The organism is Breznakia sp. PFB1-19 (assembly GCF_029893935.1).
Classification (GTDB): domain Bacteria; phylum Bacillota_I; class Bacilli_A; order Erysipelotrichales; family Erysipelotrichaceae; genus Breznakia; species Breznakia blatticola.
The window spans coordinates 1-15,415 of record NZ_JARXXJ010000033.1 but is presented as its reverse complement, the minus strand read 5'-3'; the positions used below and the strand labels follow the sequence as shown (position 1 = coordinate 15,415).

General features: G+C 33.2%; 14 protein-coding genes and 1 pseudogene. 12 read left to right on the top strand and 3 right to left on the bottom strand.

The window, feature by feature from the left end:
- The first annotated feature begins 325 nt into the window (after positions 1-325).
- Genes M2098_RS10800 through M2098_RS10790 form a run of 3 tightly spaced genes read left to right on the top strand, consistent with a single transcriptional unit; the run spans position 326 to position 2,564 of the window.
- A complete protein-coding gene (locus tag M2098_RS10800) occupies positions 326-871 on the top strand; it encodes an MATE family efflux transporter (protein WP_280684371.1) in 546 nt (181 codons plus the stop codon).
- Positions 872-913: 42 nt separating this feature from the next.
- Positions 914-2,041 carry a radical SAM family heme chaperone HemW gene (gene hemW, locus M2098_RS10795; RefSeq protein WP_280684368.1) on the top strand — a complete coding sequence of 376 codons (1,128 nt, stop codon included), beginning with the start codon at positions 914-916 and terminating at the stop codon, positions 2,039-2,041.
- Positions 2,034-2,564 (top strand): NUDIX hydrolase, encoded by a 531-nt coding sequence (locus M2098_RS10790; protein WP_280684366.1) that lies wholly within the window; start codon positions 2,034-2,036, stop codon positions 2,562-2,564. The genes hemW and M2098_RS10790 overlap by 8 nt, the downstream gene beginning before the upstream one ends.
- A 41-nt stretch (positions 2,565-2,605) precedes the next feature.
- Here the strand turns inward: M2098_RS10790 and M2098_RS10785 are convergent, their stop codons facing one another.
- From M2098_RS10785 to M2098_RS10775, 3 genes and pseudogenes are all read right to left on the bottom strand, one after another.
- Positions 2,606-4,051, bottom strand: a complete 1,446-nt coding sequence (locus M2098_RS10785) for a TrkH family potassium uptake protein (protein ID WP_280684364.1) — start codon at positions 4,049-4,051, stop codon at positions 2,606-2,608.
- A 1-nt stretch (position 4,052) separates the two neighbouring features.
- Positions 4,053-5,414: a Trk system potassium transporter TrkA gene (gene trkA, locus M2098_RS10780; protein WP_280684362.1), complete on the bottom strand. Its 1,362-nt coding sequence runs from the start codon at positions 5,412-5,414 to the stop codon at positions 4,053-4,055.
- 156 nt (positions 5,415-5,570) lie between these two features.
- Positions 5,571-6,437 (bottom strand): annotated as a pseudogene (locus M2098_RS10775) (NAD(P)-dependent oxidoreductase); the annotation flags it as partial.
- A gap of 265 nt (positions 6,438-6,702) precedes the next feature.
- Here M2098_RS10775 and M2098_RS10770 point away from each other — a divergent pair.
- The 9 genes from M2098_RS10770 (at position 6,703) to M2098_RS10730 (ending at position 15,233) form a co-directional block, all read left to right on the top strand.
- On the top strand, positions 6,703-7,536 hold the full coding sequence (locus M2098_RS10770; RefSeq protein ID WP_134168021.1) for a class II aldolase: 834 nt from the start codon (positions 6,703-6,705) through the stop codon (positions 7,534-7,536).
- Positions 7,537-7,556: 20 nt separating this feature from the next.
- Complete coding sequence (locus M2098_RS10765) at positions 7,557-9,497, top strand: PRD domain-containing protein (protein WP_280684360.1); 1,941 nt, start codon at positions 7,557-7,559, stop codon at positions 9,495-9,497.
- Between the two features lie 112 nt (positions 9,498-9,609).
- Entirely contained in the window at positions 9,610-10,014 is a 405-nt protein-coding gene (locus tag M2098_RS10760; protein WP_134168027.1) for a PTS sugar transporter subunit IIA, read from the top strand.
- Entirely contained in the window at positions 10,015-10,491 is a 477-nt protein-coding gene (locus M2098_RS10755; RefSeq protein ID WP_134168029.1) for a PTS sugar transporter subunit IIB, read from the top strand.
- 19 nt (positions 10,492-10,510) lie between these two features.
- The gene (locus M2098_RS10750; RefSeq protein WP_134168032.1) at positions 10,511-11,257 is read left to right on the top strand and encodes a PTS sugar transporter subunit IIC; all 747 of its coding nucleotides are present in this window, start codon (positions 10,511-10,513) and stop codon (positions 11,255-11,257) included.
- 1 nt (position 11,258) lies between these two features.
- Complete coding sequence (locus M2098_RS10745; RefSeq protein WP_134168033.1) at positions 11,259-12,086, top strand: PTS system mannose/fructose/sorbose family transporter subunit IID; 828 nt, start codon at positions 11,259-11,261, stop codon at positions 12,084-12,086.
- Positions 12,087-12,146: 60 nt separating this feature from the next.
- Positions 12,147-13,193, top strand: a complete 1,047-nt coding sequence (locus M2098_RS10740) for an alcohol dehydrogenase catalytic domain-containing protein (RefSeq protein WP_280684358.1) — start codon at positions 12,147-12,149, stop codon at positions 13,191-13,193.
- A 2-nt stretch (positions 13,194-13,195) separates the two neighbouring features.
- A complete protein-coding gene (locus M2098_RS10735) occupies positions 13,196-14,653 on the top strand; it encodes an FGGY family carbohydrate kinase (RefSeq protein ID WP_280684357.1) in 1,458 nt (485 codons plus the stop codon).
- Between the two features lie 10 nt (positions 14,654-14,663).
- A complete protein-coding gene (locus M2098_RS10730) occupies positions 14,664-15,233 on the top strand; it encodes a hypothetical protein (RefSeq protein ID WP_280684356.1) in 570 nt (189 codons plus the stop codon).
- Positions 15,234-15,415: the final 182 nt, after the last annotated feature.

The following is a 15,415-nucleotide window of genomic DNA, read 5'->3' as shown; positions in this document are numbered from 1 at the left end:
GAAATGAATACTTATTTTTTCTTCCCATAATAAAACCCCCTTAGGTTAAAAGTGCTTTATTTATTTGCACTGTCTACCTAAGGGGGATAATATCAGAATGGGAATGCAGTAGTTGTCATAGTTATCATGACCGTGATATCAATGCAGCAATCAATATCCATCAACATGGACTAGCTATATAATTGAATAAAACACAATAAGGTCTAGGAACAGACCTGTGGGGAATATAGGAGCAACCGCTGATACGATATCAAGTACACTCTGTTTCCACGAAGCTCACACTTCAAATCGTCAGATTAAGTGGGGGTAGTTCACTCGTCAAATTATGAAGTACTTAGATAGTGATGCTCTTGCAATTTATGGACCAGTCATTAACGTAAGTACAATTGTACAGTGTTGTGCATATAGTGTTGGACAAGCAGCACAACCTATCATTTCTATTAACTATGGAGCAAAGAAATATGGACGCATCAAAGAAACTTTGAAATATGCATTATATACCGTAAGTATTTTTGCTTTATTTTGGAGCGTTATTAGTATGGTGTGGCCAAATGCGTATATCTATATTTTCATGAAACCAACAAATAGTGTACTAGCAGCAGCACCAGCGATTATTCGCAGGTATAGTTTGTCATTTGTTTTGTTGCCATTAAATATTTTTTCTACATATTATTTCCAAGCTTTATTAGAACCAAAAGCAGCATTTTTAGTTTCTGTATTACGTGGTTGCCTAATTAGTGGTGCACTGATTTTGTTGTTGCCAGTTGTAGTTAATGTAGATGCTTTGTGGTTTGCAATGCCAATTACCGAACTACTAGTTGCCTTGCTTGCACTCTATTATATTGTTAGATATACAAAAGCCTTACAATAGTTATTACCTACAAGTGTTAAGGAATCGTGTTATACTATTTGTATGATAAACGCATTATATATACATATTCCTTTTTGTGAGAATATTTGTTATTACTGTGATTTTAAACGAAGTGTCTACAACCAAGAGGTGGTAGATGCATTTTTATCACAGCTTGAAAAAGAAATGACTGCACGGGTTCAAAATAAAATGCTTCATACGATTTATATTGGTGGAGGTACCCCTACATGCTTACATGAAGCACAATTAGAAAGATTATTACATATCGTAGAGCCATATACACACACGGTTGCTGAATATACAATGGAATCAAATTTAGAATCCATTTCAAAAGCGAAACTAGAATTAATGCAAGCTCATGGTGTGAATAGAGTTTCTTTAGGTGTACAGTCATACAATGATGATTTATTAATGTATATGAATCGCAAGCATAAAGCAGCAGATATCGATTCTACAATTGACACAATTGCTTCCTATATTCCTAATATATCCATTGATCTTATTTATGGGTTTGAAAACCAAAGTAAAGAAATATGGCTTGATTCGCTAGAGAAAGCAACAAGCAACCTTAATGTAAAGCACATTTCAATTTACTCATTAACCATTGAAGATAACAGTGTATTTGGAAAACGAGGTGTAAAACTGATTGATAGTGATCTTGAAGCAGATATGTATATTCTTGGTCGCGAATACTTAAAAGCACACGGGTTTGAACATTACGAAATCGCTAATTATGCACGATCTGGATATGAGTCAAAACACAATCAAGTGTACTGGGCATATGAAGATTTTTATGGAGTCGGTTTAGGTGCCAGTGGAAAAGATGGACATTTACGTTATGCAATTACTGGAACTATGGATGCATATATTAATGATGGGGATACACTTTTTGAAGAACACTTGTCTGATAAAGATGTCTTAGTTGAGTATTTAATGATGAACTTACGAACGAAAACAGGCATTGATAAAGCTAAATTCAAAGAAATATTTCATCGTAGTTTTGATGATTTGTTTGATGATGTAATTGAACGTCTTGTTTTATACCGTCGAGCCATTCAAAGTCCAACGCATTTTGCAATGAGTGAAGAAGGGATGTTATTACTACATACCCATTTGGTACAATTCATGAAAGTCATTGATATTATCATGGAGGATGAACAAGATGTATGAGAAAACCTTAGAGACAAAAACGATTTATACAGGAAAGATTTTGGATGTTAGTGTTTCCAAAGTGGAACTTGAAGATGGAAAGATAAGTACAAGAGAGGTTGCACATAATACAGGTGGTGTTTGTGTACTCGCATTAGATCCAGATGAAAACATCATTATGGTAAGACAATTTCGCTATCCATCAAAAGAAGAGTTATATGAACTAGCTGGTGGAAAACATAATGAAAATGAAACACACGAGCAAACAGGGATGCGTGAGTTGTTAGAAGAAACAGGATACGTATCTAGTGATGTGACATATATGGGGTATTTATATCCTACAGTTGCATATGCTGATGAAGTCATTCATATGGTCCTTGCTAGAAACTGTGTATACCATAAGCAACAACTCGATCCTGGAGAGTTTGTCCATGTTGAAGTAATACCACTGAATCAAGCACTTGAAATGATAAGTAATAATGTAATTAAAGATGGAAAGACGATTGTCGCGATCTTAAAATATATGCAATTTATGAAGAAATAAAAAAACGATTTTCACAATTTGATGTGAGAATCGTTTTCTTTCTATTTGCGCCAAGCAGATGGCGAGAATAATAATAACATAGGTATAATTTCCAAACGTCCTGCTAACATGTCAAAGGTCATTGTTAACTTAGAAAGGATTGAGAAATTGGCAAAACTTTCTACAGGTCCAGCCATATTCATTCCTGGACCGATGTTATTGAATGTTGCATTCACTGCACTAAAAGTAGACATTAAGTCAAAGTTATCTAAAGACACGATGAGTGTTGATATACCAATAATTGCAATATAGAGAACTAAATAACTTTTCGTACTTGCTACAACATCGCTTTCCACAACTTTTCCATCCATTTGGACAACTTGTACGCGACGAGGAGAAATAAAGTTGCGCAGTTGGTTGAGTGCATTCTTACAAATGATAACAAGTCTTTGAATTTTAAATCCACCACCAGTAGAACCCGCCATCGCTCCTGTCAACATCAATCCAAGTAAGATAAGTTTAGAGAACATTGGCCAGGTATTATAATCTACGGTTGTATAACCAGTAGTTGTAATAATACTACCGACTTGGAAACTACTTTGTAGTACGGTATCCCATAGGTTTCCAACTTGTCCATAAATATTAAATGAAATAAGTACAATCGCTATAATAATTACACCAAGATAGGCACGTAATTCTTCGGATTTAAATGCGGATCTAAAGCGACGTAGTAAAATCAAGTAATAAATATTGAAGTTAATTCCAAAGGCAATCATTCCTACAGTTAATATTACTTGAATATGTGGTGCATAAATTCCTGCACCAGCACTACTGATTGAGAATCCACCAGTACCAGCAGTTCCTAATCCCATGGTAATCGCATCATATATCGGCATACCTGCAATGATTAAAGTCACAATGAGCACGATTGTCATAATAAAGTAAATTCCATATAGAATACGTGCAGTATCCTTAATGCGAGGTACCAGTTTACCAACACTTGGTCCTGGTGATTCAGCTCGCATCATATGAATGGTGTTTCCTTGTTGGTTACTTTCTATTGGTAAGATCGTTAGTACAAACACAAGAACTCCCATTCCACCTATCCAGTGTGAAAAGCTACGCCATAAAATCGTTGCTTTACTTAATACATCAGGATTTGGCACGATACTTGCACCTGTGGTTGTAAAACCAGATACAATTTCAAATAATGCATCATGTACTTTTGGAATTTCACCAGTTAAGATAAATGGCAGCATTCCAACAATTGAAAGTGCAATCCAACTTAGTGCAACAACAAGAAATCCTTCTTTGGCACGAAAACTACGTGCTTTTGGTTTATGTAAAGTACAAATGCTTCCAACAATAAAGGTTGCAATCGCAACACCTAAATAAACATAAGTTGCATCTTCTTGATAATAAAGACCTGTAAGGACAGGAAATAGCATACAACATGCTTCAATTTTTAAAACCCATCCTAAGATAAAACGTAATTTTGAATTTCTCATATTAACGAACCAAGATATCATTCAAATCTTTTAAGCCAAGAATTTGTGTAATAACAATGACATGATCATTTGGTAATAGTACATCATTACCTTTAGGAATGATAATTTTTCCTTTACGATTGATACAAGAAATAAGTAAATGATCTTTTGTTTTTAAGTCGATAAGTGGAATGTTTGTGACTGCACAGTTTTCACTGACATGAAATTCCAAGACTTCTACTTTTCCATCAATAATACGTGAGAAGGTTTCTACAGCACTACCAAGTGGATTTTGTAGGGAACGTACATAGCGAATAATGCTATATGAAGTTAATAGTTTTGGATTGATGATACTACCAATAGGCAGTTCGCAAATGATACTATCAAAAGTTGAACGTTTTACTTTTGTTACTACCTTTTTAATGGTTGGTATATTTTGTGCATACATACTTAGCATGATATTTTCTTCATCAATTCCCGTTAAGGTAACCATTGCTTCATGTTCTAACAAACCTTCTTCTTCAAGTAAGTTTTGCTCAGTTGCATCTCCACAAATGACATTTGCTTTTGGTAGTAGGGTAGATAGTTCCATGCAACGATCATATTTTGATTCAATGATACTTACACCCACACCTTTTTCTAATAATTGTTTTGCAAGGTAATGACAAATCATACTTCCACCAACAAGCATTACATTTTTGGCTGGTTTGATTCCTGCTCCAATTCCATAAAAGAATTTACTTGTATATTTTGGAGTAGCAAGAACATAGATAATATCACCAGAATGAATCGTGACATTTCCATCTGGAATAATGACATCATCTTTACGCTCAATAGCACAAATTAAGTAATCACCTAGACGTTTTTTTCCTAGATCCTTCATACTCAAACCAACAAGTGGTGAGTTCTTTGGAATTGGATATTGTACAATTTCTGCTTTACCACGTGAGAATGTATCAATTTTTGTGGCACTAGGAAAACGCAAGATTCTTAAGATTTCCTTACTTGCTGTATATTCGGGATTGATAATCATCGATAAACCAATCGCATCTTTAATATGTTCTTCTTCTTTTTTATAGATTGGATTTCTAACTCTAGCAATCGTGTTGATGTTTCGCCCCTTTTTTGCCATAACACAACATAGCAAATTCAATTCATCAACATTTGTTACTGCGACAAACATATCACAGTTTTCAATTCCAGCTTCTTGTTGGATGTTATAACTTCCAGCGTGTCCGACAACACCAAGAACATCTAAATCCGTACAAGCAGTTTCTAAAGCTTCTTTTCGTTGGTCAATTAAGGTGATATCGTGACCCTCTTCACGCAAAACCTTAGCGATGGAGTACCCAACACTCCCGCAACCAGCAACAATAATATTCATAATTACCCTCTCTTATAAAGTATTGAAATCATCATAGCACTTCTATTTCATGCTTTCAATCAAATATGTGTGTTTATCTTGTCAATTGTATTATATAGTAAGCTTCTTTATTTCTTTTCTTATTTGCATGAAAAAACCAAGACGATACATCTTGGCTTATTTTGATTCGTAATATTTCACTAGTGCTTGGGTTCCATCATTTTCTAGACCATCTGTTGCAAGTGTTTCGTACATGTTACATACAGTGTTTAGCACTTCTAAATCAATATTTGCTAAACGGGCTTCATCACGTGCAATATTCATATCTTTAATGAAATGCTTAATATAAAAACCAGGGGCAAAATCTTGTTTCAATGCTTTTGGTCCATTGTTGTCAAGTTGCCAACTTTGCGCGCTTCCTTTTGTTATTGCCGCAAATACCTTTTCAGGATCAAGACCTTGCTTTTTCATGTAGGTAATTGTTTCAGCAACTCCACTAATAGCTCCAGCAATTGCGATTTGATTGCACATTTTACAGTGTTGACCTGCACCATGTGAGCCAATTAAGTTAATAGTTGCACCAAGTACATCAAAAATTGGATATGCTTTATCATAGTCTTCTTGATTTCCACCAACCATGATTGTTAGTTTTCCTGATTTTGCATACACATCACTACCAGAAACTGGAGCGTCAAGTACACCGTGTTTAGTTGTTGCATTTGCAATCTTTTTAGCTAGATCTGGTGAAGAAGTTGTCATATCAATTAAAATGGCTCCTTCTTTTGCATAATCTAAAATACCATCTTTAAAATATACTTCTTCTACATCACTAGGATATCCAACCATTGTAATAACGACATCACAATTCTCGACACATTCCTTAATTGTTTTAAACTTGAATGGCGTATCGATATCATCCATTCTTTCATACGTACGATTGTAGGTATGTACTTCATAACCGGCTTGTAATAAGTTAGTAATCATTGCTTTACCCATAACACCGGTTCCTATCCATGCTATTTTCATTTTATCCACCTCGTATTTATTATATGCTTGTTTTAATTAATTGAAAACGATAATTAAGTGATATTTGCTAAGTATATAATCGCAAACTCAGTGTTCGCAAAGTTGTTCTAGTACGCTTTTACGCAAATGTTATAATATTTATATCGATATTCTTTCGTTAAGTTTACGCAAAACCATAAATAAAAGACTTGAGATTTTTATATATAATGAAGTCAATCTTAATCGTGCACGTAATTAAGTGATTAAGGAAGGAAACGATAAATCGTTATATTTGGTAAGAAAAATGAAAATTGTAAATGGTTTTTCCGTAATAAACTATGCACAGGAGAGGAGACTCTTATTACCTGCTTTTAATACTACGAATTTAGAGACGACTATAGCAATCGTTCAAGGGTTAAATGATGCAAATTTACCAGGTTTAGTTCAAATATCATCAAATAACTTACAACTATCAAGTCCACAAGTTATTGCTGACATAACAAGATATGCATTAACAAATTCTAATGTACCAATTGGGTTACATTTAGATCATGGAAAAAGTTATGAAGATGTAAAAGCATGTGTTGATGCAGGTTTTACATCTATTATGATTGATGCTTCACATTTAGAATATGAGGAGAATATTAAGGAAGTTCGCAGGTGTACTGATTATTGTCATTTATATGGAATTCCTGTTGAAGCAGAATTAGGAGCAATTTCTGGAAAAGAGGATGATGATGTTAATGAAGCAGATTGTAAAACTGATCCAGAATTAGTGAAAGATTTTGTAGAGCGCTCAGGTTGTGATTTGCTTGCTGTTTCAGTAGGGAATGTTCATGGACTTGAAGCAACACCCAAAATAGATTTGCATTTGTTAGAAGAAATTGCAAAAGTTTCTCCGGTGCCATTAGTGTTGCATGGTGGGTCAGGGATTGATTTTGATGTAATTCGCAAAATGAAGCAATTTAATCTAATAAAAGTGAATTATGGTTCTGATTTACGCAAAGCATACATTCAAACGTTCGGTAAAGCTTATGAGTTAAATCATAACGAAGCAAATTTATTTGGATTAAGCACTAAAGCAACAAAAAACGTTCGAAATAAAGCAAAGGAGCTTGTTACGATTATTAATCAATAAAAAAGAGGGGTTGATTCCGTATGACACAAGAAATACTAACAAAACGACAACTAGATATTTTAAAGATATTCAAGCAACATCCTAATGAATATTTTTCAGCGAATGATTTTGTTAATACAATGAATGTTAGTCATCGAACAATACAAAACGACATGAAGCAACTGAAGAAAGAACTAGCTAAATTAGATTTTGCTACACTAGATTCAGCAACATCAAAGGGAACAAAATTAGTTGTACATGATCGTGATGCATTTGATGACTTCATTGATCATGCTGAGACAACAATTGATGGGAACTCATTAGCCTATCAACAAGGTCGAATTAATAAGTTGCTATTAAAGCTTTTACGTCAACGACAACCACTAAGTTTACAGGCATTGGCAGATTCTGTATTTGTTTCAAAGTCAACGATATTAAAGGATTTACAAGAAGTGTCGACCGTATTGTCAAGATATAGCTTGAAATTAATAAAAAAATCTCATTATGAAATATGGGTAAAAGGTTTTGAAAAAGACAAACGAATGTGCTTGTTGGATAAGGACTTGTATTTTACTGGTACATTTGAACAAGATCGTTTAATTCTAGGTGATGAGCAGCGTATTAATACGATAAAAAAGGTACTTGTCGACGTTCTTGTTGATCAACAATATAAAATATCCGATGTGGAATTGCAGAATCTTATAATCCTAACAAATATCTCAGTAAAAAGAATTGCGCATGGTTTTTATTTAGAAGATGAGATCAATTCAATTATTGGAGATGATTTTGAGAAAGAAAAGATGATTGCTAGACAGTTTTTCGATATTCTCCAATCAAAATTTCAATTGGATGTTAGAGATGTGGAAGTCAATTACTTTGCTGTTACGCTTAATAGTAAAGGAGATCATGATAATCAAAGTTATATCACCAAGGAATTAAATGATTTTATATTTGATGCTTTGGTGACGATAAAAGAAGAATTCAATATTGATTTAATTGATAATGTAGATTTAAGGATATCTTTAGCATTACATTGTGTTCCATTAATTACAAGAATCAAATACGATCTACAGTTGAAAAATGACTTATTGTTTCATATAAAGCAAATGTCACCACTTGCTTTTGAAATTGGGACATATTTCGGATATCTTTTACAGAAAAAATACAACAAACGTATTAATGATGATGAAATAGCTTTTTTTGCAATTTACTTTAATAGTGGTTTATTGAATGTAGAAAAGACAAAAGAGGTGAATAGTGTACTTGTAATTTCCTCGGTAAAAAGAAGTGAATCTTTTCTACTTGAACAAGTACTTCGTCAATGGTTTCCAAACGATGTAGGGAAAATTGATTTTCTAACAATGCATGAATTTTCTGAGGTTCATCTTGATTTATATAATATTATACTCACGACTGAGAAGAATGAATTATATGAAAAAGGAGTGGCTTTATATATCAGTTCATTTCCGAATAAAAGAGATTATTATCGATTGAAAGTTTATATAGAGGGGTTCAAAAGCATTGACGATGTAACGGAGATGTTTAAAGAGGAACTGTTTATAAAAGACAAATTCACATCTAGACACGAAATCCTAGAAGTTATGAGTAAACGCGCTGAACATGAGTTTGATATTGAAAACTTATATGAAGAGGTCATGATTCGTGAGGAATTAGGTAGCACTTTTTTTGGAAATTATGTTGCGATACCACATCCGATGCATGCGGTGTCTAATGATTCATTTATTAGTGTTGCTTTATTAGATAAGCCAATAGAGTGGGATGAAGATAAAAATTTAGTCAGAATGGTATTACTTGTGTGCGTTGAAAAGAATAATGCGCAAGCCTTCAAAATATGGAATTATGTATCACGAATGATTTCTGATCGCACATTTTTAGATGGAGTAATAAGCGAGTTAAGTTATGACAATTTCATTAATGTACTACAAAAATCATTACGTGATTGGTTTAGTGAATTGCGCTAACTATACGAAATAAAATAAAAATAAGAGAAGAAAATAATGTGGTAGGTTATAAGCAAGTTAAAAACAATATGTAAGCGCTTAACAAGTTTATAACTTACGAAAGGAGAAATGAATGAAGTTTATTTTGGTATCACATGGTTCTTTTGCAAAGGGACTGGTAGAGAGTTCACAAATGATTGCTGGGCAACAAGAGAATCTAGTGTCCTTTGGATTGTATCCAGAAGATGACATCAATGACCTAAAAAATAAAATCGAGACAGAGTTTTTAAAATCAGAAATGGATAATATCGTATTTTTTACTGACTTGTTTCATGGAAGTCCATTTAATGCAGTAGTTTCACTTATGGGTAAATACGATATATATCACATAACAGGTATGAATCTTCCACTTATTCTAGAAGCGTTAATGGCAAGAATGAATGAAGATATAACGCCAGCAGAATTGTGCAAGTCTTTACTTGCAAATGCAAATAATACAATCATTGATGTAAAGGAATGTTTAAAGGAGGCAAACTAGATGAGAAATATAGTATTAGCTAGAGTTGATGATCGACTCATACATGGAGAAGTTGTATCGGTATGGACACCAAGCTTAAGTGTTAATTGTATTATCGTAATTGATGATATTGTAGCAAAGGATATGTTTAATACACGTGTGTTAAAGGCTTTAGCTCCATCGGGTGTGAAAATCGAAATTTATTCTGTTTCAGATGGAGTAGATGCACTTAAAGCAGAAGGGAATAGCAAAGAACGTGTAATGATTCTTACTAAAACACCAATTGTTTTTGATAAACTTCATGACCAAGGAGTTGAGTTAAAAGAAGTAAATCTTGGGGGAATGGGAATTCGAAATGAACGAAAACCTTTTATAAAAAACGTTGCATGTGATGATTCAGAAATTGAGTCTATTCGCAATTTAACAAATAAAGGAGTACATGTTTATTATCAACTTGTTCCTGAGCAAAAAGTTATTGAAGTAACAAGTTATATTTAAAAAACAGAGAGGATATATTATGTCAATTATACAAGCTATTTTATGTGGTGTCGTATACTATTTTGCAATTGGTAATTTACCATTTGTTGGGTTATGGTCACTACAAAGACCACTCGTATGTGGTTTTGTCACTGGGATTATCTTAGGTGATCCATTGACTGGAGCCATGGTTGGTGGAACTATTAACTTAGTGTATTTAGGGTTTATGTCAGCTGGAGGAAGTATGCCAGCTGATATGGCGCTCGCAGGTATTTTAGGTGTTGCTTTTGCAATTACTGGAAATCTAGATGCTGAGACAGCTCTAGCGTTATCTGTGCCAATTGGAATTTTAGGAACAATTGTTTGGTATTTACGAATGACATTTGATTCAATCTTCGTACATATCGCAGATCGATATATAGAAAATGAGGAATATCATAAAATTTGGCGTGCAAATGTATTGTTTCCACAATTGTTTGCAGCAGTAATTACAATTATTCCATGTACATTAGCAGCATATTTTGGTGCGTCATACATTAGTGGATTCATCGAGTTAATGAGCGGAACAATTTTGACTGTCTTTAAAATAATTGGTGGATTGATGCCTGCTTTAGGTATTGGAATTACTTTGCAATACATCTTTAAAGGTGAGGCAAGAGTCTTCTTATTCTTAGGGTTTGTACTAGCCGTATACTCTGGATTAGGATTATTACCACTAGGTGTAATTGCTGGGTTAGTAGCAGTTGTATACGTACAATTAAGTGATAGAGAAAGGGTGAGTGAATAATATGGCTGATGAAAAAAACAAGTTGTTATCAAAAAAGGATTTATTAAAGTCATTTCTAATTTGGGAAACCTTTCCACAATGCTGTTATAACTATGAAAGAATGATGGGACAATCTGTCGCTCATGTGTTTGCACCACTTATTAAGAAGTTTTATAAAAATGAACCAGAAAAACGTAAAGAAGTTATGAAACGTGAAATTGAATTCTTTAATGTTCATATTGAATTTGGTTCTTGTATCATTGGGATGGCAATCGCCATGGAAGAACAAAAAGCTTTGGGAGGAGATATTCCTGGAGAATTTATTACAAGCATAAAGACTTCACTTATGGGTCCACTTGCAGGAGTAGGTGATACTATTTGGCAAGGAGTAGTAATTCCTATCTTATTGTCTATTTGTATTGATATTACATTAGGGGGAACTGTTGCAGGTGCAATCATTTATGCAGTTGCCATTATTGTGGGAGCATATGCACTAAGTTATGCAAACTTCATGTTCGGATACCGCTCAGGAAGTGAAGCAATAATGGATTTCCTTGAAAAAGGAACACTGAAAAAGATACTTAAAGGTGCAGAAGTAATGGGTTGTCTTGTAATGGGTGGATTGATTGCGAACTATGTTTCGATGCAAACAGGTATAGAAATTGTAAGTTCAACATCAACGTTTAATTTACAAACACAGTTTTTCGACACATTAATGCCAAAAATTTTACCGTTTGGGTTTACATTATTTGTTTATTGGTTATTAAAGAAACGAGTTTCTTCACTAAAAATTATTGGAATTATCATATTGATTGCAATCGTTGGTGGTGTTACGGGAATTCTTGCATAAAGTAAATAATTAAAATACAGATGTAATTATTTACATCTGTATTGTTTTTAGGAGGAAAAGATGAAAGCGTTAGTATTAGATAAAGCATATAACTATAAAGTAAAAGATGTTGAGTTACCTACATTACAAGATGATGAGGTATTGATAGAAGTAAAAGCAAGTGGAATATGTACAAATGATCTTCGAGATTATAAGGGAGGTAGTATTTATTCACTCCCTCGAATTGGAGGACATGAGTATAGTGGTGTAATTCATAGTGTTGGATCTAAAGTCAATAAAAAAAGATTTGCCATAGGAAAAAGAGCAGTTGCTTACATTATACCTGCTTGTGGAGAGTGTTACTTTTGTAAAAGAAATGAAGAAAACCTATGTGAAGATGTTCCAAGTAGCAAGACATTTCAAAATGAAGGTGGGATTTCAGGTTTTGGTGGATTTGCTGAATATGTGGCAGTTAAAGCAAGAGATGTTTATATTTATGAAAATGAAGTACCTTTTGAAATAATGGCAATGACTGAGCCACTAGCGTGTGTTATCAGCAGTGTGAATAAATGTAATGTTCAATTTGGTGATGATGTAGTTATCATCGGTGGTGGTTATATGGGATTGCTGCATCTACTTGTTGCACAACGAAAGGGAGCCCGTGTGTTTTTAAGTGAGCCTGATGAGTCAAGACGAAAACTAGCCATTTCTTATGGATGTACTGCTGCTTTTGACCCTACAAAATATGATGTAGTTGATGAAGTGAAAAAACTAACTGGCGGACGAGGTGCAGAAGTAGTTTTTGATACAACTTCGATTGCCAAAGTTGCACAACAAGCTATCGAGATGACGTGTCCAGGAGGACGATGTATGTTGTTTAGTTCAATTCATCCAAATACACCAATAGCACTTGATGCAGGGCGAGTTCATTCAAAAGAAATTGAAATACTTGGATCAGTAAGTCCAACTGTTCTTACATTTAATCAAGCGGTATTAATGTTAGACAAAAAAATCATAGATCCTGAATTTTTAATTCATAAAGTGTTACCTTTTACTGATGTGGATTTAGCATTTCAAGAGGCACTAAAACCAGACACATTTAAGGTAATTATGAAGTTTAATAGTTAAGTATGTATTATTTAGGTATAGATGCAGGCACTTCATCAATGAAGTGTATGATTATTAATAATAAAAAAGAAATACTTTACGAAAATAGTTGTAGTTATGAATACAATCATCCAACAGAAGGATACAAAGAAATTCATCCAAAGAAGTATCTCGAAGCTCTAAAGAAAATGATTCTAGAAATCCCAAATACAATTAACCTTATTGAAATTGAGTCAATTTGCATCACTGGTCAAATGCATACTACAGTATTCCTTGATGAAGTTGGTAATTCAATTCGACCAGCTATTTTGTGGAATGATACACGTATGAAAAATAAGGTTCAATTGTTGAAGGAAGAATTATCAGATAATGTGCAAACACAGTTTATATCTAAAAGCATTTCAACTGGATGTATGGCAACTTCACTTTTATGGGTTAAAGAAAATGAACCAAATAACTATAAACAAATATCGAAAGTATGTAGTGTCAAAGATTATTTAACATATCAACTTACAGGTCGATTTTGTACTGATTTCTGTGATGCATCGACAAGTTCACTATATGATATAAGCAACAAGTGTTACTCTTCATATATGTTAAACAAATTAGAAATAAGTGAAGACAAGCTATGTGAAGTATATCCAAGCGGATATGAAGTTGGAACATTAACTCAGGAATGGATTAGTGAATATAAAATAAATCGTTATGCAAAAGTAAGAGTTGGTACTGGGGATAATCCAGCAAGTGCAATTGCATGCGATATAATTAAAAATAAAGAGCCATTACTGTCTTTTGGTACTTCAGGAGTAATTATTGTGCCTAGAGATGATAAAGAGTTTTGTGGAAAAGGAAAAAATGTATTATTTTCAAAAGATGGTAAACAATTTAGCAATATTGTACAAGGATCCTTGCAAGCCGCAGGAGCAACACATTTATGGTGGGTAAAACGTATTATTCAATCTAATGACCTTTCCATTGATCAAGATATAATCTCAGATGATAGAATTGGAAAAAACACAGTAAGATTTTTTCCGTATATGAATGGGGATAAAACTGTTTATGCAGATCCTAATTTAAGGGGAAGTTTTATTGGTTTAGATCTTAATACAAAACGTTCTGATATGTTACTAGCTATATTTGAGGGAATATCATACGCTACACGATTGCTAATTCATGAAGTTTTACAAGGCAATATGCCTAAACGAATAAAAGTTAATGGTGGTGGTTCTAAAAGTGATGTTTGGATGCAAGTTCTTTCACATGTCTTAAATTGTGAAATAGAAGTATATTGTGGTGCAACCAGTCCATGTTATGGTGCTTGCTTAATTGCGTGGGAACATGATCATAATGTTGTTGACAAAGAAGAGAGAATTCTATCAAAGAAGTTTTTTCCAAATAGTAAAATTGCAAAATTATATGACAAGCAATTTGATGCATTCTTACATATGTACAATATAATGAAGCAATTTGATAAGGAATGAAAGGTACGTTATGAAAGTAACATGTGAATTTTGTGGAGAACAATTGAAGTTTAGAAAGTTTCGATTCAAAGATGGTTATGCATGTAAAAAGTGTTATGCGATTTTAACAAATCAATTTAAGACAACCATTCGAAATAGAAGTAAAACTGAACTTTACAGTATTTACATTTCTAATAAAAATCAATCTTACGATCCATTCGAAGAGTTTAATGTAACAAAAAAGATTGGAAATTATATCTTAATTGATGAAGATAAACAAAGGTTTTGTGTTCCCAATAATATTAATGTTGTTAAATCAAGTGAGAAACCTGAATTGTATGACATTAATCACTGTCATTCGTTTTCAATCGAAACGAAACCAAAGAGTAATCTTTTGGAATTAGAGAAACAGATGAAAGAAAAATCGAGTAAAATTATTAATGAAATTGCAGTAACATTCGAGTTTGAGAATCAATTACGCAAAATAATTATATTGAATAATTCCGTTAGAATAAGCAGTTTTGCATTCAAAAAAACATTTGATTTTGCAAAAAAGATAAAAAAAGAATTGGATGATCTAAAAAACTTAACTTGTAAATAATTTTGTGTAATGTCTGACATTACATGTAAAAAATCGACGGTGTAAAAATTTTTGTGTAAAGTATCCTCCCTTGGTAGAATGAAAATGACTACCAAAGGAGGATTTTTAATATGAGTAAGAAAGATATCATTAAAATGATAAGAGAAGAATATGGTGTAACTACACCAAATGATGTAACGAAT

Excerpts from the sequence above, each read along its gene's own strand:
- hemW (WP_280684368.1), top strand. The coding sequence starts at position 914 with ATGATAAACGCATTATATATACATATTCCTTTTTGTGAGAATATTTGT.
- M2098_RS10735 (WP_280684357.1), top strand. The coding sequence starts at position 13,196 with ATGTATTATTTAGGTATAGATGCAGGCACTTCATCAATGAAGTGTATG.
- M2098_RS10745 (WP_134168033.1), top strand. The coding sequence starts at position 11,259 with ATGGCTGATGAAAAAAACAAGTTGTTATCAAAAAAGGATTTATTAAAG.
- M2098_RS10785 (WP_280684364.1), bottom strand. The coding sequence starts at position 4,051 with ATGAGAAATTCAAAATTACGTTTTATCTTAGGATGGGTTTTAAAAATT.
- M2098_RS10740 (WP_280684358.1), top strand. The coding sequence starts at position 12,147 with ATGAAAGCGTTAGTATTAGATAAAGCATATAACTATAAAGTAAAAGAT.
- trkA (WP_280684362.1), bottom strand. The coding sequence starts at position 5,414 with ATGAATATTATTGTTGCTGGTTGCGGGAGTGTTGGGTACTCCATCGCT.
- M2098_RS10730 (WP_280684356.1), top strand. The coding sequence starts at position 14,664 with ATGAAAGTAACATGTGAATTTTGTGGAGAACAATTGAAGTTTAGAAAG.
- M2098_RS10765 (WP_280684360.1), top strand. The coding sequence starts at position 7,557 with ATGACACAAGAAATACTAACAAAACGACAACTAGATATTTTAAAGATA.
- M2098_RS10790 (WP_280684366.1), top strand. The coding sequence starts at position 2,034 with ATGTATGAGAAAACCTTAGAGACAAAAACGATTTATACAGGAAAGATT.
- M2098_RS10760 (WP_134168027.1), top strand. The coding sequence starts at position 9,610 with ATGAAGTTTATTTTGGTATCACATGGTTCTTTTGCAAAGGGACTGGTA.
- M2098_RS10750 (WP_134168032.1), top strand. The coding sequence starts at position 10,511 with ATGTCAATTATACAAGCTATTTTATGTGGTGTCGTATACTATTTTGCA.
- M2098_RS10755 (WP_134168029.1), top strand. The coding sequence starts at position 10,015 with ATGAGAAATATAGTATTAGCTAGAGTTGATGATCGACTCATACATGGA.
- M2098_RS10770 (WP_134168021.1), top strand. The coding sequence starts at position 6,703 with ATGAAAATTGTAAATGGTTTTTCCGTAATAAACTATGCACAGGAGAGG.
- M2098_RS10800 (WP_280684371.1), top strand. The coding sequence starts at position 326 with ATGAAGTACTTAGATAGTGATGCTCTTGCAATTTATGGACCAGTCATT.